Here is a 22,888-nt window from a genome sequence, read left to right on the forward strand (position 1 = left end):
ACAATCAGTCGGTGAAGCCGATCAGGCCGCGGAGATTGCCGCGCGGCGTGGCCTGCACCTCTTCGACCGGCAGGTCCTTGGCGTAGAACAGCTGATAGCCCTGAGCAGAGATGATGTAGTAGGGCAGCTCTTCGGCAAGGATCGTCGCGGCCTTCTGATAGGCAGCGGCGCGGCCGGCCTGATCAAGGGTCGAACGGCCTTCCTGAAGGAGCGTGTCGACTTCGGGATTGGAATAGCCACCCCAGTTGGTCGGGCCACCCGTGGACAGCTGGGCGAACATCAGGCGATCGGGATCGACGATGTTGAGCCAGCCGAGGAGCGCGATCTGGTGCTTGCCCTGCTGCACATAATTGGTCGAGAAGGACGGCCAATCGCTGATCTGGGCAGTTGCCTTGACGCCGGCAGCTTCAAAGAGAGCCTGCAGGAATTCAACGCTCTGGACGCGGTTGGTATCTTCGCTGTGGGTCGAGAGAACCACTTCGAGATCCTTGCCGTCCTTGTCGAGCACGCCATCGGCATTGCTGTCGGTCCAGCCCAGTTCGTTGAACTGTGCCACGGCCGCTTCGATGTCGAAGGTCGGCTGCGCGATGGTATCGGAATAGGCCCAGGACGAGGGCAGGATGATCGAATGCGCTTCCTGATCGACGCCCTGATAGATGTCGTTCACGATGGTTGCCTGATCGACGAGCTTGGCAAAGGCCTGGCGCATCTTCGGATCGGACAGCAGCGGATCCTTGACGTTGAAATTGAGGTAGTTCACGCCGAGGCCAGCGGTGATGACATTGCCGAAGCGGTCATCGGCCTTGAGGCGTTCGATATCCTGCGGAGCGAGCGGGGACTGGATGACGTCGAGATCGCCGGCCTCAAAGGCCTGCGAACGGGCCGAGTTGTCGCCGATGATTTTCAGCGTGACGTTCTCGATCGTCGGGGTGCCGCGCCAGTAGTTTTCGTTGGCTGCGAGGACGATTTCGCTGCCACGGTTCCACGACACGAGCTTCATCGGGCCGGCGCCAACCGGGTTGAGCGCGATGTCGGTGCCGCCTTCAACGAGGGCCTTGGGCACGATGCCGATATCGAGATAGGTGAGGAGCGGCGCATAGGGCGCGGAGAGCGTGAATTTTACCGTCTGCGGATCGACGGCTTCGACGGCCGAGATCGGCGCATAGAGGGCGCGGCTCGGGGCGTTGAAGTCGGGATTGACCAGAGTCGTATAGGTGTAGACCACGTCATCGGCGGTCAGCGGGCTGCCATCCGAGAACTTCAGGTCCGGGCGGAGCTTGAAGATAAAAGTCTGCGGATCGGGCGTTTCCCAGCTTTCGGCCAGGTCCGGCACCGGCTCGAGGCTCGGGGTGATGTGGACGAGGCCGGAATAGATCAGGTCAGCGGCGCGCGAGGCAGTCGTGTCGCGCATCAGGCGCGGATCGAGCGTACCGGCATCCACGTCCATCCCCACGATGAGCGTGTTGCTGTCCTGTGCGAAACCGGTCTGCACCGGCATGAGGCTCAGCGCTATCAAGGCGCTGGTCGTCAACAAAAACTTCTTCATTCCCTGTTCCCTTGCTGTGACTAATTAAGCGGATAGTCGGCCCGCTAGCTGACCACCCTTGGCGCGCCTGAGATCGGCAAGCCGCGGAGCCAGAATGGTGTCGAGGGCGCCGGTATCGGGCGCGTGGCGATATTCGAAACACTGGACGCCCGGCCGCACGAGCTGGGCCACGTGATCGGCGCCCGAGGCGTAGACCACTGCGTCGGATGCTTCGATGATCTCGCTGAGATCATCGGCGGACGACCAGGTGACGCGGATGTCGGAAATATGCGGGGCGAACTCGCGCACGCTCGGGCGCATGATCGCGATATATTCCTTGAAGTGGGTAATGGCAGCAACGCGGGCGCGGGAATCGAGACCCGCAAGGCTCTGCCGCGTGCGCTGCGACGGAATGAAGCGAAGGCCCAGCACATCGCTGCCCTCGACCAACGCCCGCACTTCCGCTTCCCTGTGGCTGAAGGTGAGGACGATGTCGGCGGCAAGGCAGGCCTGCCGTTGCGGGCCGTCATTGCGAATGCTGTCGAGCGTCACCAGTTCGATCTGATCATTGCTGGCAAGCGTCGGCCGGATCTCGTCGACATAGTCGCGACCCGGACCTTCGAAGATGCAGACGAAAACGATGTTGAGCCCGGTGGCGGGGCGGCGCATCTGCGCGCCGGCATTGATCATCGACACCAGCGCCATGGACGAGACGCCGAGCGCTTCGGCCTTGGCGAGGATGGCTTCGATATCGCCGCGCAGCGCATTGATCGGCTGCCCGGAGGCCGCGACGGCCAGCGGATCGCGCGCCGTGAAGGCCCCGAGGCCAGCGCGCATCTCGATCAGACCCTCGTCGCGGAGCTGTTGGTAGACCTGGCTGACCGTCATCGGGGCAATGCCGAGCTCGCTCGCCAACTGCCGGACCGATTGCAGCTTGGTGCCATAGGGCATGTCGCTGAAGGCCAGCATGTAGCTCAACAGCCCATGCAATTGCGTCCCGACCGGGACAGGGAGCGACTTGTCGATGCTGGACGCGTCTATCGTGAACATGTGTTCTACCACGTTGATACACTGACCGTAACCACGAGTTCCCAACACTGCAATAGGGCATGCAATTTTTTTGCACACGGTTTGATTTCGCCTGACGAATGTGCACAAATGCATGAAATCAGGCGAATTTTACCGGCTTTCGCGCCGGAACATCGTCGTTTGCGCGTCTTTTTCTGCGTCTTGAGGTGTACTAATGGAATATAGCAACCTGGGCCGAACGGGCCTGAAAGTGTCGCAGCTGGCATTGGGCTGCATGACCTTCGGCTCGCCAAACTGGGCCCCATGGGTGCTGGATGAAGCGGCCTCGCGGCCGATCATCGACAAGGCAGTAGACCTCGGGATCAACTTCTTCGACCTGGCGGATATGTATTCGGCGGGGGCGAGCGAAGAGGTGGTGGGCAAGGTGCTCTCGACGCGGAAGCGCCAAAACCTTGTGCTGGCGACAAAGCTCTACAACCCGATGAGCAGCGACCCCAATGACAGGGGCCTGTCGCGAAAGCATATTTTCGAGGCCGTGGACGGCAGCCTGAAGCGGCTTGGCACCGACTATATCGACCTCTACCAGTTGCACCGCTTCGACTACGGCACCCCGCTCGAAGAGACGCTGGATGCGCTCAACGACGTGGTTCGCGCCGGCAAGGTGCGCTATCTCGGCGCCTCTTCCATGCACGCCTGGCAGTTCATGAAGGCGCTTGGAATGCAGCGCGCCAATGGCTGGGCGCCCTTCGTTTCGATGCAGCCGCACTACAACCTGATCTATCGGGAAGAAGAGCGCGAAATGCTGCCGCTCTGCCGCTCGGAAGGTGTTGGCGTCATTCCCTGGAGCCCCCTCGCCCGCGGGCGCCTGGCGGCTCGCACCGATGCCGACACGACGCGCTCGCAGACCGACAAGACCGCTTCGGCGCTCTATGACCGTTCTCGCGAACAGGACGATGCCGTGGTTGCTGCAGTGCGCACTGTGGCCGAGCGCCATGGCCGTCCGCCGGCCCAGATCGCTTATGCCTGGGTCGCGACGCGTCCGGGCATTACTGCGCCCATCGTCGGTATTTCGAAGCTCCATCAGTTTGATGATGCCGTGGCGGCGCTCGAGGTGAAACTCAGCGACGAAGATGTGGCACTGATCGAAGCCCCCTACCATCCCAAGCCGGTTGCCGGTCACCAATAGGAGTTTTGGCCATGCTGATTGGCAATGAACTGGCGGGCCTGACGGCCGGCATCGACGCGCTCTATCGCAGCACGCCGCGCAGCGATGGCTTTTTGGACAAGGAAGGCCTGATCCCGGTCGCCATGGCCGAGGTCGAGCCGATCACGCTGCGCGACTATGCCGAGGCGCGGGAACGGCTCGAAGCCCTGGCAGTGCGCAATGCGGGCGAGGCGGAAACGCAGCTGCGTCGTGACTATGTCGCCGAAATGATCGACTCGCTGTTGGCCCTCGTGACCACCTTCGAGGAAAAGCCGATCAGCTTTTCTGACCGTGTGGCGCGGCAGATTCGGGTTGAGACGCAACTCGTGCCTGACGGGGAATTGGAAGGCTATCGCCAGACGATCCGCGAAAAGCTCGATGAGCTTGGCTATGCCGGCGGCAGCCTTACCGAGGATTTCAATCGCTGGGAAGCGCAGGCGCGGGTGCCGAAGGAGGCCGTTCTCGCGGAGCTGAAGGCGCTGATCCTTGAGGGCCGCGAGCGGGTGACGGCCACCATGTATCCCATGGCGCATGAATGGATGGAGCCAGAGGGCGTTACGGCCGTGCCGTTCTCGGCCTATTGCGACTATCCAACGCGAAAAGTGCTGTTGAACCTCGATTTTCCCTATACGCGGTTTTCGCTAAAACACCTCGCGACGCATGAAGTGTTTCCGGGGCACCTGGTGCACATGAACCTGCGCGAACGCTATGTCGCCGAGGGCAAGATGCCGCTCGATGGGGCGCAGGTGGTGACGAGTTCGGCCAGCAGCGCTTTGTTCGAAGGCATTGCCGACAATGGCATGTTCTTCCTCGATTGGGTCGATGGGCCCGAGGACGAATTGGGCGTTGCCCTGCAGCGTCTGAGGAGCGCCATGCGCTGCAATGCGGCCTGGATGATGCACGCGCAAGGGATGAGCCTTGATGAGATCGTGCCGATCATGGCCGACAAGGCGCTGCAGGACCCGGTGACGGCGCGCTCGCGTCTCGCCTTCCTCAGCCACAACCTGCGCGCGCCGTTCGTCTATGCCTATTACGGGGGCGACATGGCCGTGCACGAGGTCTGGAAGACGGTTGCGCCGGAAGAGCGCAAGGAATTCTGGAGCTTCCTCTACGACAACATGCATACGCCGACGACGCTGAAGAAATACTGGAAGGCATGACCGAATAGGAAAGGCCGGCGAGACCCAAAAAGTCTCGCCGGCCTTTCCCTTCAGGCGCCTGGAAGCGCTTTACTCTTCCGTCTGGCCGGTGAGGCTGAGGAGAAGCTGGAAGATGTTGATGAAGCTCAGATAGAGCGACAGCGCGCCCATGACGGCGAGCTTCTGATTGGCTTCAGAGCCATTGTTCTCGGCGAACTGTTCCTTGATGGTCTGGGTATCCCAGGCCGTGAGGCCGAGGAAGACAAGGATGCCGATAACCGAAACGGCGAATTGCAGCATGCTCGAGCCGAGGAAGATGTTGACGATCGAGGCGATGACGACGCCGATCAGACCCATGATCAGGAACGAGCCGAACTTGGTCAGGTCCGTCTTGGTGGTATAGCCGTAAAGGCTCATCGCGCCGAACATGGCGGCCGAGATGAAGAAGGTGCGGGCAATGCTGGCGCCGGTGAAGACCAGGAAGATCGAGGCCATGGAGAGGCCCATGACGGCACAAAAAGCCCAAAACATGGTCTGTGCGGCGCCGGCCGAGATCGAATTGACCTTGAACGAGAAGAACATCACGAAGGCGAGCGGAGCGAACATCACCACCCATTTGAGCGGCGAAGAGAAGATCGGCACATAGAGCGCCGGGGTCGAGCCGACGAAGAAGGCAACGAGGCCGGTGATGACGAGGCCGAGGCCCATATAGTTGTAGACGCGCAGCATGTGCTTGCGCAGGCCTTCATCGAAGGCGGCGCCGGACATGGTGGATGCCGGATTGCTCCAGCGCGATTGTGGCTGCAAAGCCATCGTCAGTCTCCGTCAGTATAGGGAATCGAAAAGGGAGCCGGCGGCGCGGGATACCTCGCCGGGCGGAGCGCTCGCAACGAGCGCATAGGCTATGTCGCCGAACTGCCAATAAGCAGTTGTCGTATCGTCGACATGGCGCGTGGAGGGACGCTCCACGATGAACTGGCCCGGACGCGCCGCAAAGAGCGACACGGCACCGAGATCGCCGGCATTGACGGCAAGCTCGACACTAGGGCCGAAATGGGAGGGATAGACCTGCACATCGGTCACCGACCAGCCGGCCGGGAGCTTGGGCATGCGGATGGCGGTTTCGGCGAGGAGTTCGGCGGGATCGTAATCGGTGACGCGCGGCTGCGAATGCATGCCGGCGCGGAGGGCCGTGATGTGGTGGGCTTCGACGGCGGCGGTGACATATTCCGGAACGCTGCTCGAAGCCTGAGCCGGCAAGGTGCCAATCTGGCTATGCGCGATCCAGCCGGCGCTGAGGAGGAAGGACGCAGCGGCGAGCGGACGGAGGCGGCGGAAAAACTGGCCACGATGGAGGCGCCCTTCGAGGCGGCGGGCGACGTCGCTGGTGGCTGGCATGGGCGGGACTTCGTCGCCGGCAAGGGCGAGGCGCAGTTCGTCGCGCATGCGCAGGTCCGTCATCACCTGGGCGGCGATATCGGGATGCTGGGAGAGCCAGTGTTCGATTTCGATACGGCGCGAGACGTCGAGCTGATCATCGACATAGGCCGCCAGTTCCAGGGGGTCGACTGTTTCAATGTTCCGCATTATTCGCCTCCTTTGATCAGTCTCAGTGCCGGTCCGCTTTCCCAGCGCCGCAGGGCCTCCCGTCCGCGGGAAATACGCGACATCACCGTGCCCGCCGGCACGCCCAGCACCGCGGCCGCCTCCTCGTAGCTGAGGCCTTCGATGGTCACCAGATGCATGGCCTCGCGCTGCTCGTCGGGCAGCGTATCGAAGGCACGGCGCACCTGATTGAGCCGGACGCTGTCGAGCTGGTTGGGCGGCAGGCTTTCGGCGGTTTGCGCGGCAAAATCCCGATCGCGGGCAGCCGCGCTCTTGCCGGAACGAACGCGGTCGATGTGCAGGTTGTGCACGATGGACATCAGCCAACCGCGCAGGTTCCCCGCAAGATTGTAGGTGACGCTGCGCTCCATGGCCCGCACCAGCGCATCATGCACGAGATCCTCGGCATCGGTCGGATGCCGCGTCAGGCTCAGCGCATAGCGGCGCAGAGCCGGAAGCTCCTTCATGACCTCGGATTTGTGGGGTTTGGGCGGGACCATAAGCTATATACGGACAAAACCGCCCGGCGCTTCCATGCCGGCAAAGAAAAAACTTACGTGGTCTTAGTCATCGCGTGGACAGCCTCGACCTCGATTGTCATCCCGGCGAAGGCCGGGATCCATCTTGAGATCTCAGGATGGGCCCCGGCCTTCGCCGGGGTGACAGCCGGTGGGGGAGAAACTGTCGTGCTAAGCCGAGGCCAATTGGGCCTCGGGCGTCGGCTCGCAGACGCCGGGCTCAAAGAGATCAAGCAACTGGCCGGCATAGAGGTCGAGATCGATCGTCGCGTCATGCGCCCATTGCAGGAGGCCGCTTTCGAGTGCGCCGGAAATGGCCGTGGCGACGACGCCGGGATCGAAGGACTTGAAGGCGCCCCGATCTTGCCCGGCCGTCAGGGTGCCAACGAGCCAATCCTTCTGTTCGCGCCAGACGGCGAGGTGGTCTGAAACCTCCGAGCCCCCTGCCCCTGTGGACGCCAGATGGCGCAGGGCCAGCACTTCGGCGCGGTGTTTTCGCACATAGGTCAGGTGGCCGGTGACGAAGGCGGAGACGCGCTGCCATTCATCGTCGAGCGCTTCGGCATCGGCAATGACGGCGGCCACCATGCGCTCCCGGACGCTGGCAAGGACGGCATCGAAGAGGCCGTCCTTGCTGGCGAAATAGTAGCAGATGATGCCCTTGGCGACTTTGGCCTCGGACGCCACCCGCGAGAGCGAGGTGCCGGCAACGCCATCGCGCACCAGCACCGTGATCGTGCAATCGATGATGTGCCTGCGTCGCTGTGCTTCGAGGGACTTCATCTTTTGCCTGGCCTCGCTCAGGCGACCTTGGAGATGTCTGGAACAGCGTCCAGGAGCATTCTCGTATAGTCGGCCTGTGGACTGTCGAAGATCGCGTCTGTCGGCCCGCGCTCGACGAGAACCCCGTTGTGGAGCACGCCCACCGAGGTCGACATCTGGCGCACGACGGCGAGGTTGTGGCTGATGAGGAGATAGGTGAGCCCGAATTCGGACTGCAATTCGCTCATCAGGTCCAGCACCTGCGCCTGCACCGAGACGTCGAGCGCCGAGGTCGGCTCGTCGCAGACGATGAATTCGGGCCGGCTCGACAGGGCCCGGGCAATGGCGATGCGCTGGCGCTGACCGCCCGAGAACTCATGCGGGAATTTACGCATGACGGAGGGATCGAGGCGCACCTTGTTGAGCAATTCGGCGACCCGATGCTCGACTTCGGTCTTGTTGCGCGCGAGCCCGAGCGTGCGCATGGGCTCGGCGATGATGTCCTTGACCCGCCAGCGCGGATTGAGGCTGGCATAGGGGTCCTGGAAAATCATCTGTACGCGCTTGCGGCGTTCCTGATGGCCAACGCCGCCAGCCCAGATATCGTGGCCATCGACGGTGATATGGCCCGAGGACGGACGCACGAGGCCAACAATCATCTTGGCGCAGGTCGACTTGCCCGAGCCGCTTTCGCCCACGAGGCCAAAGGTCTGGCCCTTGGGAATCGAAAAGCTGACATCGCTGACGGCCCGGAACATTTCGACCTTGCCGGGAAGCAGTTTGGTAAAGCTGCCGCGGCCGAGTTCGAAATCGCGGACGAGGTTTTTCACCTGCACATAGGCGCCATCGTCATTGGCTGGCGCCGGTGTGTCGATATGGCCCTCTTTGCGCTCGATTGTGGGGATCGAGTCGATGAGTTTGACTGTATAGGGCTCGCGCGGGCGGCGGATGATGTCGCCCACCGTGCCCGTCTCGACCACCTTGCCCTGATGCATCACCACCAAGCGGTCGGCCGTCTGGGCGATGACGCCCATATCGTGGGTGATGAGCATGACGGCTGCGCCATGATTGGAGCAGAGCTTTTTCAGCACCTTGATGATCTGGGCCTGTACCGAGACGTCGAGGGCCGAGGTCGGTTCGTCGGCAATGATCAGTTCGGGCTCGGCGGCGATGGCGAGGGCGATGACCACGCGCTGCCGCATGCCGCCCGAGAACTGGTGCGGGTAGGAGTCGATACGCTCGGCGGCCTTGGGAATGCCGGCCTCGGTGAGAAGATCGATGGCCTTCTGCCGCGCTTCGTCCTCGCCAAGAGGCAGGTGCGTGCGGATGGTCTGGACCAGCTGTTGGCCCACCGTATAGAGCGGGTTGAGGCTCGTCAGCGGGTCCTGAAACACCATGCCGATGCGCTTGCCGCGCAACTTGGCTTTCTCTGGCTCGTCGAGATTGTCGATGCGCTCGCCCTTGAGGCGGATTTCGCCGCTCGAAATGCGGCCGGGCCGCTCGATAAGGCCGATGACGGCTGACCCCGTCATCGACTTGCCGGCGCCCGATTCCCCGACAACGCCGACGACTTCGCCGGGCATGATGTCGAAGGAGACACCGTCCACCGCGCGGAACACCTCGTCGTGGAACGGGAAGTCGACGACGAGATCTCTAATGGAAAGAACAGGTGTGGTCATCAGCGCAACTTCGGATTGAGGGCGTCGCGCAGCCAGTCACCCAGCAGGTTGACCGAGAGCGCCAGCAGCACCAGCGTGATCGCGGGGAAGAGCAGGATCCACCACTCTCCGGAGAAGAGGAATTGCTGGCCGATACGGATCAGCGTTCCCAATGAGGGCTGGGTCGGGGGCACGCCGACGCCGAGATAGCTCAGCGTTGCTTCCTCGATGATGGCGAGCGCGAGGCCAATGGTGCCGATGACGAGCACCGGGCCGACGACATTGGGCAGCACATGGCGGAGGAGGATGATGAACGGATTGACGCCCAGAATGCGCGCCGCCGCCACATAATCCTTCTGCCGCTCGACCATGGTTGCGCCGCGAACCGTGCGGGCAAACTGCGCCCAATTGGCCAGGCCGATGGCGATGATGAGCACCCAAATGGCCGCGCCTTCCTGCTGGTTGGGCGGAATGATGCCGCGGGCAACACCGAAGATCAGGAGGGCAATGAGGATGGCGGGGAACGAGAGCTGCACATCAGCGACGCGCATGATCACGGCGTCGACGAGACCGCCAACATAGCCGGCGACAAGCCCAAGCCCGACACCCATGACCATGGCAAAGAGCGTCGCCATGGCCCCGACGAAGAGCGAAACGCGAAGACCATGCATGATGGTCGAGAGCACGTCGCGGCCCTGATTGTCGGTGCCGAGCGCAAAATAGCTGCCCGCCATCGAGGTCGAATTGGGCGGCGTAAAGCCGTCCATGAGGTTGAGAGTCGCCGGATTGAACGGATTGTAGGGCGCCAGCAGCGGGGCAAAGACCGCCATGACAATGAGCAGGAATGCGACAATGGAGGCGACCACTGTCACCGGCGAGCGGCGATAGGACCAGACCATGTCGGAGCGGAGGAAGGTCTTCCAGCGCGACGTCTTGGCAGCGGAAACCGGCTGCTCGGGGGAATGGGGCAGATCGGTCACGATGCTACCTCCCGGATTTGGCGCCGTCGCGCAGGCGCGGATCGACGATGAAATAGAGGATGTCGACGATGAGGTTGATGATCACAAAAACCAGCGCGACGAAGACGAGGTAGGCGGCCATGACAGGCACGTCGACCGCGGCCACGGAATTGACGAAGAGCGAACCGACTCCCGGCCACTGGAACACCGTTTCGGTGATGATGGCGAAGGCGATGACGGAGCCGAGCTGCAGGCCGGTAATGGTGATCACCGGCACCATGGTGTTTTTCAGCGCATGGCCGAAATTGATCGCCCGCGAGCTGAGACCGCGGGCCCGGGCGAAGCGGATATAGTCGGTGCGGAGCACCTCCATCATTTCCGCGCGCACGAGACGCATGATCAGCGTCAACTGGAAGAGCGAGAGGGTGATGGCGGGCAGGATCAGCGAACGAAGGCCTGATTGAGTAAGCAGACCCGTGCGCCACCAGCCGATCTGGATGACCTCGCCGCGCCCAAAGGACGGCAGCCATTTCAGCTCGACGGCGAAGACATAGATGAGCCCGATGCCGATGAGAAAGGTCGGTAGCGACACACCGATCAGCGACAGGGTCATGATGACACCGGTCGAAAAGGCGCGCTGCTTGAGCGCGGTATAGACGCCGAGGAAAACGCCGAAGACGAGCGCGATGATCGAGGAGGCGATGGCCAACTCGATGGTTGCCGGCAGGCGTTCGAGGATCAGCTGGCTGACCGGCTGCTGCAGGCGATAGGACACGCCGAACTGGCCCTGCAGGGCGTTGACCACGAAGTGGTAGAACTGGACGTAGAAGGGCTGGTTGAGCCCGAGGCGTTCGCGCGCCTCTTCATAGTCGGCCATGGTCGCATCCTGGCTGAGCAGGTTGGCCAGGGGATCGCCGACATAGCGGAAGACAAGGAAGGCAATAAACGCCACGACAAGCATGACGATGACGGACTGAAGCAGCCGTCGGGCGATAAAGGCAAGCATGGGCGCCCCTCAAAAGGCGGGCCGCCGCGAGAGCGTACAACTCCACGCGGCGGCCCGGTATTTCAGCGCTTTACTCGAAGGTGACCGTGGTCATATTCGGCTGGTTTTCCGGCTGAACCGGCAGCGTCACACCCGAGCGCATTGCATAGGCCAGCACCTGATTGTGCACCGGCAGCAGCACGCGGTCGGACTTCACGGTGTCCCAGATTTCGGCGACGCTCGCGTCACGCTTGGCCTGGTCGCTCTCGGTGCCGAGGGCAACGATCTTCGCGTCGAGTTCGGGGTTGGTATAGAGGCCGACATTGTAGGTGCCGTGCGTTTCGGTCTTGGAGTGAACCAGATCGTTGAACACATAGGCGCTGTCGAAGGTCGGAACACCCCAGCCGAGGAGGTAGAAGTCGCTCTCGTTGGCAAGGATGATCGGGGAGTGTTCGGCAACCGGGCGCGAAGCCAGAGTCACCTGGATGCCGATCTGGCCGAGCATGCCGACATAGGCGGTCGAGATCGCCTCGTCGTTGACATAGCGGTTGTTCGGCGTGTCGAGGGTGACGGTAAAACCATCGGCGTAGCCGGCTTCGGCCATCAGGGCCTTGGCCTTTTCGACATCGGGAGCCGGGTAAGCATTGAGCTCTTCGGTCCAGCCAGCGACGAAGGGCGGGTTGGGGATACCGGTCGGGATCGACTGGCCGCGCATCACAATCTTCTGGATGGCGTCGCGATCGAGCACCAGCTCCATGGCTTCACGCACCAGCGGATTGTTGAAGGGGTTGCTATCGGTGATGTTGGACGACTTCAGCGGCGCATCGCCGAATTTGTAACCAAAGTAGATGAAGCGGTTTTCCGGGCCCGTTTCGACCTTGAAACCGTCGGTGGAGGAAAGGCGCTCGATATCCTGCGGCGGCACGTCCTGAACGATGTCGACTTCACCCGAGAGCAGCGCCGAGATACGGGTCTGCGCATCGGCAATGGTCAGGTATTCGACGCCGGTCACGGCCGGAGCATCGCCCCACCATTCCGGGTTCAGGGCCAGCACAGTCTTCACGTCGACTTCACGCGACACCAGCGTATAGGGACCGGTGCCATTGGTGTTGAGCACGGCGTGGTTGGTGGCGCCGCTGGCAAAATCCTGGACGACGGCGAGGTCGTTCTCGTCGGCCCAGGTCTTGTCCATGATGAAGGTATTGGTGAGGTTGTTCGGGTAGATGAGCGAGGGGCCGGCCATCTGGAACTCGACGGTATAGTCGTCGACCGCAGTCACGCCTTCCACCACGGAATGCAGCTGCTTCATGTTCGAGAATTCGCTCTTGGCGCGGGTGATCGAATAGACCACGTCCTCGGCGGTAAAATCGCTGCCATTGTGGAATTTGACGCCTTCGCGCAGCTTGAACACCCAGACGGTGTCATCGCCTTCCTTGAGTGCCCATTCGGTAGCGAGGCGCGGCGTCAGGGTGCCGGCATTGTCGCGGCCAACCAGCGTCTCATAGATGTGGTGGGCCAGCGTGTGCGTATTGCCCTGGTTTTGCGAATGCGGGTCCAGCGTGAGTGCGTCCGATGAGCGGGCCCAGCGGATGGTCTCGGCATTGGCCACACCGGCGAGCATGGTCGAAGCGACAAGCGCTGCGGCAATGCGAGTCAGTGAAGTGTGCATTAGCGTTCTCTCCGTTCCTGAATAGCGCCTTCTCGAAATAGATGTTTGGAAGGCTTGGGCCACACGAAAGCCCAATTTTATCAGGAGCGCAATTGCACAAACCCGAGCGCAATAGTCACAACCCCACCACAAAGCTGTTATAAACACCAAGCCGAACGTATTTTACGAAATCAGTTCGGCTTTCTATTGGTGAAAGTTGCGGAAAATACATGACGTGCTAGTTCGCACGTCATGTATACGGATGGAAGATGGAATTTCTTCCACGCACCCAGAAAAATTCTCCCCGGCGGGCCCGCATGGCGGTTTGGCAGAGGCCCTGGGCCACCACTGCCGGGGCGGCTCTTGAGCGCTCATAGCGCTGTTGGGTCTGGCTTTTCTCCCGCTCTTCCCGCTACCCTCACAACGCCGAAGCAGGGACTTTAGGCAGCAGGCCGCCCAAAAGACCTTGAACAAGGCCCGGCGGTTCAGGAGAGAGTAGATGAATCAGATCGACCTTAACGGCCAGGTGGCCGTCATCACCGGCGGCGCACAGGGCCTGGGATTTGCCATGGCCAAGCGCATTCTCGATTCCGGTGCCAAGGTCAGCCTTTGGGACCGCGACGAAGAGACCCTGGCAAGGGCAGTAGATGCGCTGGGCACCGGCGCATCGAGCCAGGTGGTGGATATCACTGATCTCGATGGGCTGGTCGAGGCGCATGCGCGGGTCGAGGCCGAGGTCGGCGGAGTGTCGATCCTGGTCAATTCGGCGGGTGTTGCGGGGAGCAATGCCAGCCTTGATCAATATGATCCGGACGAATGGCGGCGGGTGGTCGAGATCAATCTCAACGGCACATTCTACGTCAACAAGGCCGTCGTTCCCGCGATGAAGGCGCGCAATTACGGGCGCATCGTCAATATCTCCTCGGTGGCCGGCAAGGAAGGAAACCCCAATCTTTCGGCCTATTCGGCGGCCAAGGCGGGCGTGATCGGGCTGACAAAATCGCTGGGCAAGGAACTGGCGGGCTATGACATCGCGGTCAATGCCATCACCCCGGCCACGGCCAAGACCCGAATTCTGGACACCCTGACGGACGAATTCATCCAGTACATGCTGACCCGGATTCCACGGGGAAGGTTTCTTGAAGTCGATGAGGCGGCCGCAATGGTGGCCTGGCTCGTCTCCAGGGAGAACAGCTTTACCACTGCCTCGGTCTTCGACCTCTCGGGCGGACGGTGCACTTATTGAAGTGATGTCGGGACTGACATCGGGCATTTGAGCTGCCCGATTCTCGCCATGGTTGGTCGAAAGTGCGGCGCCCGCTGGCCTCGGAGCTGCCTATTTCACCGGGAAATGGCGCCTGATTGCGATAAATTCTTAGGGAGGGGCGAGCAGTTTACGCCCAGCCCTCGTCGCCATGACCGAACGGTAAACAAATTTTCATAAATCGGCCCCGTTTCAAGTTCTATTTTTACACGATGCAGTGATCAGTAATCGCTGCCCCGCGGCCTGCACAACCCTAGTTCAATGTGGTCGATGTTGTGCGGCTACTTCAAGTTACATTTGCGTAACATTCGATCTTTTAAACGTCAGCGCTGCTTGTGCAGGAGACTGACTGCTAAAGCACGCACGGGGTATCATGCAGGTACTTTCTATTCTATCCGAGCCGATCTTTATCAAGGGCGGTATTCGCATCATACACTTCATCGGTCTGGCCCTTGGACTCGGCACGGCTACCTTCCTCGATCTGATGATCGTCCGCTTCATGCTGCGCAGCAAAATCCGCCAGTCTCAGGCAGATGCATTCCACTTCGGCACGCGGGTAGTGACCGTTGGGCTCATCTTGCTGTGGATCAGCGGACTGGGGTTTTTGGCCTATTATGGAGCCTTCGATCCGGAAAAACTGGCCAATCCAAAAATCTGGGCCAAGGTGAGCATCGTCGCAGTCCTCACGGTCAATGCCGTCTATCTGCACCGGGCCGTGCTGCCCTTGGTCGATCAGCAAGTGTCGCGCACGCTGTTCGATGGCCTCAGCCTGCGCCAGCGCGTGCTGATGCTGATCGGCGGAGCCACTTCGGCCACCTGCTGGTATGTTCCGGTGGCACTGGGCAGCATTCCGCAGTTCAACAACAGCCTGCCGGCCAACCAGCTCTGGGCCCTGTTCTGCGCCTTGCTGATCACAACCAATGCCCTGGCCATTACCGCCTTCTTCAGCATCGAGGCGCTGATGCGTTGGCGTCAGGGTCGCGGGCAGGAAGTCGGTGCGTCTGACCGGCCTTCGGCAGCCTGACCGAGCCCCAACTTTTGCCAATGAACGTCCGGGCGGGTTCTCCCGCCCGGACTGTTCTATTCCTCCCGGAAGGCGCGGGCGACCTGATCGGCCATGGGCTGGGTGAGATAGGTGAGGATGCTGCGATCCTGGGTTTTGATGAACACTTCGGTCGGCATGCCGGGCAGCAGTTCCAGCTCGCCCAACTTGGCCAGCTCGGTGTCCGCCAAACGAATGCGCGACAGATAGTAGGTTTGACCCGATTGTCCGTCGCTGATGCGATCCGCCGAAATCTGGGTGATCTCCCCGTGAAGGTCCGGCGTCGTGCGGAGGGAGAAGGATGAGAGGCGCACCATCGCCTCCTGCCCGATCGTCAATTGGTCAATATCCTGAGGCGATACGCGCGCCTCGATGATCAGATCGTCATTGTCAGGCACGACCAGCATCAGCGTTTCGCCCGGCGCGACGACGCCTCCGACCGTGTGAACCGCCAATTGGTGGATGAACCCAGCCTGGGGCGCCCTGATGGTCACACGCTGCAACTGGTCGAGCGCCGTGACGCGTCGCTGTTCGAGCTCACTCAGCTGGGCATCGATCTCGCGCAATTCCTTGGTGACTTCGCTTTGCAGCACGTCGTCGATCTGGGCGATTTCGAGACGTGTCTGGCTGATGCGACCGCGGATCATGGCAATCGTGGCGATCATCTGCCCCTGGGACCCTTCGAGTTCAGCCAGGCGCCGTTCGATCTCGGCGACGCGAGCGGCCGTGACGAGGTTTTCCTCGCGCAGCGCCGCAACGTTTTCGAGCTCGGCTCGATATGACACGAGGAGCCGTCCGAGCGCGGCCAACTGGGCCTCATTGCCGACCACTTCCTGCTCGGATTGCAGAATTTGCTCGCTCAACTGCGCCTTCTGTCCCTCGCGCGCGATGCGCCGCGTTTCCATCAGATCGGCTTCCCCCGCCATGATATTGGCAAGCCGGGGATCGGTCCGATCAAGGGTGGGCGGATAGTCGACCCCTTCGACGAAGGCCTGTTCGGCAAGGAGGCGGGCCCTGCGCACCGTCAGCTCTGAAATGGCGTCGGAAACCATGGCAAGGCTCGCCTGCGGCACTGTCGCGTCGAGTTGGGCGAGGATATCGCCATTGGCCACAAGCTGCCCGTCGCGCACCCGCAATTCGCTGACAATGCCGCCGGTTGGATGCTGAACGCGTTTGACGCTGGAATCGACGACCACGCTGCCGGCCGTCACGATCGCCCCTGATATCTCGACCATGGCCGCCCAGACGCCGACGCCCAGGACCAGGAGCAGGGTGACGAGGCCGCCCGTGAGCAGCAGATGGCGCATCGACCTGCGGGCGCGAGAGGGGGAAGCTGTCATGCTGCGCTCCCTCCCTGATGGTGCCGTTCGGGGTGGATTGGGGTGGATACGTCCTGACGCAGGATTTCCCTGATCACCTCCTCCTTCGGGCCGAAGGCGCGCTGACGGCCATCGGCAAGGACCAGCACCTGATCGAGGCCCACCAGCGCGCTCGGGCGATGGGCCACCACAATGGCGATACCATTGCGCTTGCGAATGGCCAGCAGTGTCTGAGCCAGGGCCTCCTCGCCTTCCGCATCGAGGCTGGAACTGGGCTCATCGAGGACCACGAGGAACGGGTCGCCATATATTGCCCGGGCAAGGGCGATGCGCTGGCGCTGCCCGCCCGACAGTTTGGCGCCCGATTCCCCGATCTGGGTTTCATAGCCATCGGGCAGCTGGGTGATGAGGTTGTGAACGCCGGCGGACTTTGCGGCGGCAATGGTCGCCTGTGGATCGGCGTCCTGATGGAAACGGGCAATATTCTGCGCCACGGTTCCGGCGAAAAGCTCCACATCCTGCGGCAGATAGCCGATATGCCGCCCCAGCGTTTCCTGCGACCACTGGTCAATGGTGGCGCCGTCAAACCGTATGCTCCCCAGGCGCCCAGGCCAGACGCCGACCAGGGCCCGTGCCAGCGACGATTTTCCCGAGCCGCTGCGGCCGATAATGCCCAAGCCTGATCCGGCCGAGAGCGTGAAATTGATGCCGTGAAGGGCCAGGACATCCGTGCCGGGCGGCGACAAGGAGAGAGCGTTGACGGTGACCATGCCCGTCGGCGGCGGCAGGGGATAGGGATCGCTCTCTGCGGGTACTTCGCTCAACAGCGTTGCGAGCCGCCGCCAGCTTTGCCGGGCGGCGATAAAATTCTTCCAGTTGGCGGTTGCCAGTTCCACGGGCGCGAGAGCGCGGGCGACGAGGATCGAACTGGCGATGATCACGCCCGGCGACGCCTCGCCCACAATGACGAGATAAGCCCCGAGCGCGAGCACGCCTGACTGCAGGACCATCCGCATCATCCTTGTGATGGCGCTGAGCGTGCCGGTGAGATCGGTGGCGCGCTCCTGGGCCCTCAGCAGCTTGTCGCTGGTTTGGCCCCAGATGCGCGTGAGGGGGCGCAGCATGCCCATGGAGACCAGGACTTCGGCATTGCGGCGGCTGGATTCGCTGACGATATTGCGCTGCGCGGCATGCCCCATGGCAAGGCGCGCCGGTTTCTGGCCCAGGGCTTCAGCCAGAATTGTCAGGACCAGCAGCAGGGCCGCACCACATAGGGCGGCAATCCCGAGCCAGGGGTGAAAGGCGTAGCAGACCAGCACATAGAGCGGCATCCAGGGCAGGTCGAACAGGGCACCAGGACCGGCGCCGGAGAGGAAGGAACGGATCTGCTCGAGGTCACGCAGCGGTTGACCGCCATCATTGGCGGCGCTCCGGCTGATGGTTGAGCGCACCATCGCATCATAGGTGCGCTCGGAGAGGGTTTCATCGAGTGCGGCGCCGACACGGCCGAGCAGGCGGCCGCGGATGATTTCGAGCAGCCCCTGGAAGGCGAAGAGGACCAGCACGATGGCCGAGAGGCCGACCAGGGTAGCGATGCTGCGGCTGGGCAGGATGCGGTCATAAACCTGCAGCATGAACATGGAGCCGTTCAGCATCAGCAAGTTGATGATCATGCTGAAGACGAAGGCGCCCAGGAAGGCGTTTCGCGACTTGGCGAGAACGCCATTGAGTTCGGAGGCGCCCCGCGCTGCGTGTCTTTGAGCGGAAGTCGACATGATAGCTCGCCCTCATCGGTCCGGCACGTCGATTTTTTTGGGGGCGGATACCGCCCCCTCCTGGTCTAGAGCAGGAAACTTGCCCCGGTCAGCACATGATTGCCGGTGAGGTCGATCTGGAAATCGATCCCGGCCGTCGTGTCGGTGGTTCCCTGGACGATCGTGTGGTCGACGCCGCTGATATTGACCACCTGATAGCGCAATTGCCCGGCCACATTGGTCGCCCCGAAGGGACCGCTGCCGACAAAGGTAAAGGCGTCATCGGTCACATCGGCCGCATTCACTCTGTTGGCGTCGATGCCGCTGAGGTCGATGCGGTCCGAGCCGACCGTGAAGTCGGTGATGATGTCGCGCGTCGCCGCGGTGTTGCCCGTCGTGATCACCTGCGTTGGTCCGCCCGTACTGCCGGTGAAGACGAAGGTGTCCGCCTGCGTTCCGCCGGTCAGGGTGTCACGGCCGGCGCCACCGATGAGGCGATCGGCCCCGGCCCCACCGATCAGGGTGTCGGCCCCATCGAGACCGCTGAGGACGTTGTTGCCGCTATTGCCGGTGATGACATTGGCCTGCGTATTGCCGGTGCCATAGATCGGTGCAGTACCTGTGAGGGTGAGGTTTTCGACATTGGCGGCCAGGGTATGGCTGACCGAAGCTTGCACAAGGTCCGTGCCGCCGCCGCTTGCCTCGATCACAGCGTCGCTCGCATTGTCGACGACATAGGTATCGTTGCCGGCCCCGCCGGTCATGTTATCGGCTCCGGTTCCGCCATCGAGCGCGTCTGCGCCGGCATCCCCGGAGAGAGAGTCACTGCCATCGCCGCCATTCAGTATGTCATTGGCGGCGCCGCCAATGAGCGTATCGGCGCCGGCACCGCCGTTCAGCGTGTCGGCCCCGCCCTCCCCGTTCAGGAGATCGTCGCCGGCATTGCCGTTGAGGGTGTCGTTGCCGCCGCGACCGGCGGCATTGTCCTGACCGGCCGTGCCGTCAAAGACATTGGCCGCGCCATTGCCGATATAGGCATCGCCCACGACGTCGGTCGAGGCAGAGACCACCTGCTCGGCATTGCCCGCGTCATCGACGAAGCTGACGATCACGCGCAGCGGCTGGTTGACGAAGGTTGGTATATAGCTGGCCGCCGTCGCGCCGACGATATTGGTCCAGACGAGGCCAATCTGTCGCTGCCACTGGTAGGAGAGCGTGGCGCCGGTCATGCCATTGGCGTCGGCGATGCCGCTGGTCGAGGCGGTCAGCGCCTGCCCCTCGGTGGGTGTCGTGTCCGAGATGATGGGCACGCCGGAGACCGGCACATTGCCGATCACCACGAGCTGATCGGCAAATTGCAGGCGCTCCACGCCATTGAGCGTGTCGGTGCCATCGCTGCCATTGGCGTTGTGCACCACGGTAACGACGCCACCGGCAAAGCTGACGGTGTAGGCGGCGCGATTGCCGGCAAATACGGCTGTGTCGACGCCGAGGCCTCCCGCAATCGTGTCGTTGCCACCACGACCGGTCAGTGTGTCGTTGCCGGCAAGGCCCCGCAATTCGTTGGCCGCTGTGTTACCGCGCAGTTCATCGGCAAGGCCCGAGCCGATCAGGCCTTCGATATCGAAGTAACTGTCGAACTGGGCATCGCCGGTATTGGCGGTGAGGAAGTTGATGAGGTCCGCGAGGACGCCGGACGTCGCGTCCTGATAGGACGCAAAATCGAAGCCCTTGTCGCCGTCGATGACTTCGCGCGAGAGCGCATCGGCCGCGCCGCCGCTGCCGCCCACCAGAATATCGTCGCTCTCGCCGCCATCGAGCCGATCCATTCCGGTGCCGCCAAATAGCGTATCATTGCCCAACTCTCCGAACAGGCGGTCGTCATCGGCATCGCCATAGAGCGTGTCCGCTCCCTCGCCGCCCTTGATCTGGTCGCGCCCGGCATCGCCATGCGCAATATCGTCGCCAATGCCGGCAAAGATCTCGTCGTCTTCGGCACCCGAGGAAATGGTATCATTGCCTTCCCCGCCATGGACGAGGTCCACCCCGGCGCCGGAATTGATGATGTCATTGCCCTCATTGCCGCGCATGAGGTCGTCGCCGCCCGAATCGTTGAGCGTGTCGTCACCCAATCCGCCGGTGAGGAAGTCATTGCCCGCCCCACCCTGGAGATTGTCGTTGCCGGCATCGCCATAAATGGAGTCCGAGCCGCCACCACCATTGATGGTGTCATTGCCATCAAGACCGGAAATCACCTCGCTTTGGGCGAAAGTGGCGCGCGCCGCGCCGGAATTGTCGGGGCTATTGGTCAGGTTCAGGCGCACCTGCGCCGCCGAGAAGCTGTCGGTGTGCAGGTTGGTCACGCCGGTCGTGCGCATGATCATGTCGGCGAAGTTCTCGCCGTCGATCTCATGGAGGATGTTTTCCTCGGACAGGCGGGCCTGGTAGTAGAGCCGATCGCCATTCTGCAGGTTTTGCATGTGATAGGCGAAGACGAAGTCGAAGGTTGAGCCAAGTAGACCACCCGCGACCTTGGCCTCGGCCAGCCCACCGATCCACAGATCGATGTTCCAGAATGACTGGCTCGCTGCATAGAGCGGATCGGACGACCCCAGCGTGCCGTTCATGAAGGCAACATTGCCCATGGCCGCCAGCGCCTGGGCCCTGGCTCCAGCGATGTCGCTCATTGCCGTATCGCCAAAGGCATAGGCCGCAATGAAGTTCAGCAGCGATGAGGGGTTCTTGAGATTGGCGCCGAAATCGGCCCAGCTGTCATAGGCCGCGAGGGCGGGATCGCCATTGGCGGCAAACAATTGCTGCCGCAGCTCGTTGAGCCTGGGCAGGCCCGTGTCGCGGCCGCGGGTGATGTTGATGGTCGCCAGATCCAGCGGCAGGCCCAGGAGGTTGTTGCGCAGCGCGTCGGTGACAAATTCATCGATCTCATTGCCAACCTGCATCGACATGCCGGTGGCTATGCCCGCGGCGCCGCCGGCAGCTTCGAAGGCCGTTGGATTGAGGAAGGCATCGATGAGCGAATTCTGGGTCGAGACACCTGTCACCGGGTCGATCGAGTCGACGGTCTCGGTCAGCATGGAATGGCCGAGGCGATAGACCGCATGCGCAAATTCGGCCGAGATCGCCGCATTGATCGTCGGATCGTATGAGCTGCCGTGGAAGGCCTCGATATTGGGGCTGATCCGGCGGGCAAATTCGTCAAAGACAATATGCTGATATTCCATCTCCGTGACGAGCTTGGCCGCTTCGAATATCTGTTCGCCGGTCATCTGGATCGGCTGGCCGGGCTGGGCGAGCAGGTCCATGATCTGCGCAGCGACGAGGTTGTGCTCGTCGTGGAAGACCGTATGGACGGCGGTCAGGCCATAGTTCTCGTTGGTACGGCCATCGCCGGAGATGAAGTGGGCATTGAGTAAGGCGGGGTTGAAGCTGGACCCGTCGGGATTGGCGTCCGGATGCATGTCGAGGAGGAAGGCGTGCCCCGACCGGACGACATTGCCGCCCCCGTCGGTCACCACCTCGACATGGCCATTGGCATCGCGGAAGAGCGTGCCATCGGCATTGGTGCGCAGCAGCGGGGCGTCCTTGACGTCGGCGTCAGTGAGCGTCAATCCGATCAGGGCCGCATTGGCCTTCACATCGGCCCAGGTCGCCAAGCCACTGGCGCCCTCCCCCGAGACCAGCCGGCCGGTCGCCACGGCAACTCCGCCCACTGTCTCGTATTCCATCAACACCGCCCGGACCGAGAGGCTCGAACCATAGGTCTGGTTCTGGTCGATGAATGGCGAGGTGTGGTTGATGCTCTCGGGACGCGCGAAAATGTCGTCGCTGCTATCGCCCGGCGTGCCGTTATTGGAATAGCCGACATCATCGGTAGTGCCAAAAATGCGATCGGCACCCGCATCGGCAACATTGGTGACATTGGCGCGCGAGACGATCATGAAATTGGGCGCGCCAACGGCCGGATTGTGGAGCGGATCGGACGGGTCCAGCGGCACCATGACGAAACCCTGTTCGCCCTTGGCCACAAAATCCAAGCCATGGTCGAAGAACTGACCGAAGAGGGTCATCCAGCCATTGAACGGGCGGTCCGCGGGATCGGCCGCCACGTTGAGGATGGGCGTCGTCTGGGAGGCAATGACATTGGAGATCATGCGCGGCGAGCCATCGATGACCATGCCGTTATTGTAGTCGTTGTAGTCGGAGGGCTGGCTGCCGGTGCCAAGCCGAATGAACGGCTGATCGGCAGCACCAAAATTCTCCTGTCCGGGCACGAGATTGTTGCCGACACCACTGACATTGCGCAGGCCATGGTGGTCTTCCAGACCAACGAGGTTGGCGGGATCGAACGTTACCTCTTCGAACAGAAACTCCAGGTCAGATTGAGTCAGTTTCATTTCGTTCTCCCATGTCCGCCGGTCTGCAGGAGCGGGGACCGTGCCGACCGGAAGGTCGGCGACGA

General features: G+C 62.1%; 17 protein-coding genes. 4 read left to right on the forward strand and 13 right to left on the reverse strand.

All coding sequences use genetic code 11. The features are described 5' to 3' along the window. Positions 1-4 precede the first annotated feature (4 nt). Both NVV77_RS18780 and NVV77_RS18785 read right to left on the reverse strand, forming a co-directional pair. Positions 5-1,546, reverse strand: coding sequence for an ABC transporter substrate-binding protein (locus tag NVV77_RS18780; protein WP_295415465.1), 1,542 nt, complete (start codon positions 1,544-1,546; stop codon positions 5-7). A 24-nt stretch (positions 1,547-1,570) separates the two neighbouring features. Then, the gene (locus NVV77_RS18785; protein WP_295415466.1) at positions 1,571-2,575 is read right to left on the reverse strand and encodes a GntR family transcriptional regulator; all 1,005 of its coding nucleotides are present in this window, start codon (positions 2,573-2,575) and stop codon (positions 1,571-1,573) included. A 193-nt stretch (positions 2,576-2,768) separates the two neighbouring features. Here NVV77_RS18785 and NVV77_RS18790 point away from each other — a divergent pair, with 193 nt between their 5' ends. Together NVV77_RS18790 and NVV77_RS18795 are read left to right on the forward strand one after the other, a co-directional pair. Next, complete coding sequence (locus NVV77_RS18790; RefSeq protein ID WP_295415467.1) at positions 2,769-3,740, forward strand: aldo/keto reductase; 972 nt, start codon at positions 2,769-2,771, stop codon at positions 3,738-3,740. An 11-nt stretch (positions 3,741-3,751) separates the two neighbouring features. Further along, positions 3,752-4,918, forward strand: a complete 1,167-nt coding sequence (locus NVV77_RS18795; protein ID WP_295415468.1) for a hypothetical protein — start codon at positions 3,752-3,754, stop codon at positions 4,916-4,918. A gap of 69 nt (positions 4,919-4,987) precedes the next feature. On the opposite strand, the gene NVV77_RS18800 is transcribed toward NVV77_RS18795, so the two are convergent. From NVV77_RS18800 to NVV77_RS18835, 8 genes are all read right to left on the reverse strand, one after another. Continuing rightward, on the reverse strand, positions 4,988-5,710 hold the full coding sequence (locus tag NVV77_RS18800; protein ID WP_295415470.1) for a Bax inhibitor-1/YccA family protein: 723 nt from the start codon (positions 5,708-5,710) through the stop codon (positions 4,988-4,990). Positions 5,711-5,722: 12 nt separating this feature from the next. Then, the gene (locus tag NVV77_RS18805; protein WP_295415472.1) at positions 5,723-6,484 is read right to left on the reverse strand and encodes an anti-sigma factor; all 762 of its coding nucleotides are present in this window, start codon (positions 6,482-6,484) and stop codon (positions 5,723-5,725) included. Beyond that, positions 6,484-7,002, reverse strand: a complete 519-nt coding sequence (locus NVV77_RS18810; protein ID WP_295415474.1) for a sigma-70 family RNA polymerase sigma factor — start codon at positions 7,000-7,002, stop codon at positions 6,484-6,486. Before NVV77_RS18810 ends, NVV77_RS18805 begins: the two co-directional genes overlap by 1 nt. Before the next feature lie 189 nt (positions 7,003-7,191). Beyond that, positions 7,192-7,803, reverse strand: a complete 612-nt coding sequence (locus NVV77_RS18815) for a TetR/AcrR family transcriptional regulator (protein ID WP_295415476.1) — start codon at positions 7,801-7,803, stop codon at positions 7,192-7,194. Positions 7,804-7,820: 17 nt separating this feature from the next. Beyond that, positions 7,821-9,461 (reverse strand): ABC transporter ATP-binding protein, encoded by a 1,641-nt coding sequence (locus NVV77_RS18820; RefSeq protein WP_295415478.1) that lies wholly within the window; start codon positions 9,459-9,461, stop codon positions 7,821-7,823. Continuing rightward, a complete protein-coding gene (locus tag NVV77_RS18825; protein WP_295416232.1) occupies positions 9,461-10,339 on the reverse strand; it encodes an ABC transporter permease in 879 nt (292 codons plus the stop codon). Before NVV77_RS18825 ends, NVV77_RS18820 begins: the two co-directional genes overlap by 1 nt. Before the next feature lie 85 nt (positions 10,340-10,424). After that, complete coding sequence (locus tag NVV77_RS18830) at positions 10,425-11,405, reverse strand: ABC transporter permease (RefSeq protein WP_295415480.1); 981 nt, start codon at positions 11,403-11,405, stop codon at positions 10,425-10,427. Between the two features lie 70 nt (positions 11,406-11,475). After that, entirely contained in the window at positions 11,476-13,053 is a 1,578-nt protein-coding gene (locus NVV77_RS18835; protein ID WP_295415482.1) for an ABC transporter substrate-binding protein, read from the reverse strand. Between the two features lie 478 nt (positions 13,054-13,531). Between NVV77_RS18835 and NVV77_RS18840 the strand changes: the two genes are divergently transcribed. Continuing rightward, positions 13,532-14,278, forward strand: coding sequence for an SDR family NAD(P)-dependent oxidoreductase (locus NVV77_RS18840; protein ID WP_295415484.1), 747 nt, complete (start codon positions 13,532-13,534; stop codon positions 14,276-14,278). 391 nt (positions 14,279-14,669) lie between these two features. Then, positions 14,670-15,320 (forward strand): hypothetical protein, encoded by a 651-nt coding sequence (locus NVV77_RS18845; RefSeq protein ID WP_295415487.1) that lies wholly within the window; start codon positions 14,670-14,672, stop codon positions 15,318-15,320. A 56-nt stretch (positions 15,321-15,376) separates the two neighbouring features. Here NVV77_RS18845 and NVV77_RS18850 read toward each other — a convergent pair whose 3' ends face one another. From NVV77_RS18850 to NVV77_RS18860, 3 genes are all read right to left on the reverse strand, one after another. Beyond that, complete coding sequence (locus NVV77_RS18850) at positions 15,377-16,678, reverse strand: HlyD family type I secretion periplasmic adaptor subunit (RefSeq protein WP_295415489.1); 1,302 nt, start codon at positions 16,676-16,678, stop codon at positions 15,377-15,379. Then, positions 16,675-18,432 (reverse strand): type I secretion system permease/ATPase, encoded by a 1,758-nt coding sequence (locus NVV77_RS18855; protein ID WP_295415491.1) that lies wholly within the window; start codon positions 18,430-18,432, stop codon positions 16,675-16,677. The genes NVV77_RS18850 and NVV77_RS18855 overlap by 4 nt, the downstream gene beginning before the upstream one ends. A 65-nt stretch (positions 18,433-18,497) precedes the next feature. After that, on the reverse strand, positions 18,498-22,823 hold the full coding sequence (locus NVV77_RS18860; RefSeq protein ID WP_295415493.1) for a peroxidase family protein: 4,326 nt from the start codon (positions 22,821-22,823) through the stop codon (positions 18,498-18,500). Between the last annotated feature and the right edge of the window lie 65 nt (positions 22,824-22,888).

This window comes from Devosia sp., assembly GCF_024707125.1.
Classification (GTDB): domain Bacteria; phylum Pseudomonadota; class Alphaproteobacteria; order Rhizobiales; family Devosiaceae; genus Devosia.

Excerpts from the sequence above, each read along its gene's own strand:
- NVV77_RS18860 (WP_295415493.1), bottom strand. The coding sequence starts at position 22,823 with ATGAAACTGACTCAATCTGACCTGGAGTTTCTGTTCGAAGAGGTAACG.
- NVV77_RS18800 (WP_295415470.1), bottom strand. The coding sequence starts at position 5,710 with ATGGCTTTGCAGCCACAATCGCGCTGGAGCAATCCGGCATCCACCATG.
- NVV77_RS18810 (WP_295415474.1), bottom strand. The coding sequence starts at position 7,002 with ATGGTCCCGCCCAAACCCCACAAATCCGAGGTCATGAAGGAGCTTCCG.
- NVV77_RS18830 (WP_295415480.1), bottom strand. The coding sequence starts at position 11,405 with ATGCTTGCCTTTATCGCCCGACGGCTGCTTCAGTCCGTCATCGTCATG.
- NVV77_RS18855 (WP_295415491.1), bottom strand. The coding sequence starts at position 18,432 with ATGTCGACTTCCGCTCAAAGACACGCAGCGCGGGGCGCCTCCGAACTC.
- NVV77_RS18820 (WP_295415478.1), bottom strand. The coding sequence starts at position 9,461 with ATGACCACACCTGTTCTTTCCATTAGAGATCTCGTCGTCGACTTCCCG.
- NVV77_RS18840 (WP_295415484.1), top strand. The coding sequence starts at position 13,532 with ATGAATCAGATCGACCTTAACGGCCAGGTGGCCGTCATCACCGGCGGC.
- NVV77_RS18795 (WP_295415468.1), top strand. The coding sequence starts at position 3,752 with ATGCTGATTGGCAATGAACTGGCGGGCCTGACGGCCGGCATCGACGCG.
- NVV77_RS18790 (WP_295415467.1), top strand. The coding sequence starts at position 2,769 with ATGGAATATAGCAACCTGGGCCGAACGGGCCTGAAAGTGTCGCAGCTG.
- NVV77_RS18805 (WP_295415472.1), bottom strand. The coding sequence starts at position 6,484 with ATGCGGAACATTGAAACAGTCGACCCCCTGGAACTGGCGGCCTATGTC.
- NVV77_RS18780 (WP_295415465.1), bottom strand. The coding sequence starts at position 1,546 with ATGAAGAAGTTTTTGTTGACGACCAGCGCCTTGATAGCGCTGAGCCTC.
- NVV77_RS18845 (WP_295415487.1), top strand. The coding sequence starts at position 14,670 with ATGCAGGTACTTTCTATTCTATCCGAGCCGATCTTTATCAAGGGCGGT.
- NVV77_RS18825 (WP_295416232.1), bottom strand. The coding sequence starts at position 10,339 with ATGGTCTGGTCCTATCGCCGCTCGCCGGTGACAGTGGTCGCCTCCATT.
- NVV77_RS18785 (WP_295415466.1), bottom strand. The coding sequence starts at position 2,575 with ATGTTCACGATAGACGCGTCCAGCATCGACAAGTCGCTCCCTGTCCCG.
- NVV77_RS18850 (WP_295415489.1), bottom strand. The coding sequence starts at position 16,678 with ATGACAGCTTCCCCCTCTCGCGCCCGCAGGTCGATGCGCCATCTGCTG.
- NVV77_RS18835 (WP_295415482.1), bottom strand. The coding sequence starts at position 13,053 with ATGCACACTTCACTGACTCGCATTGCCGCAGCGCTTGTCGCTTCGACC.
- NVV77_RS18815 (WP_295415476.1), bottom strand. The coding sequence starts at position 7,803 with ATGAAGTCCCTCGAAGCACAGCGACGCAGGCACATCATCGATTGCACG.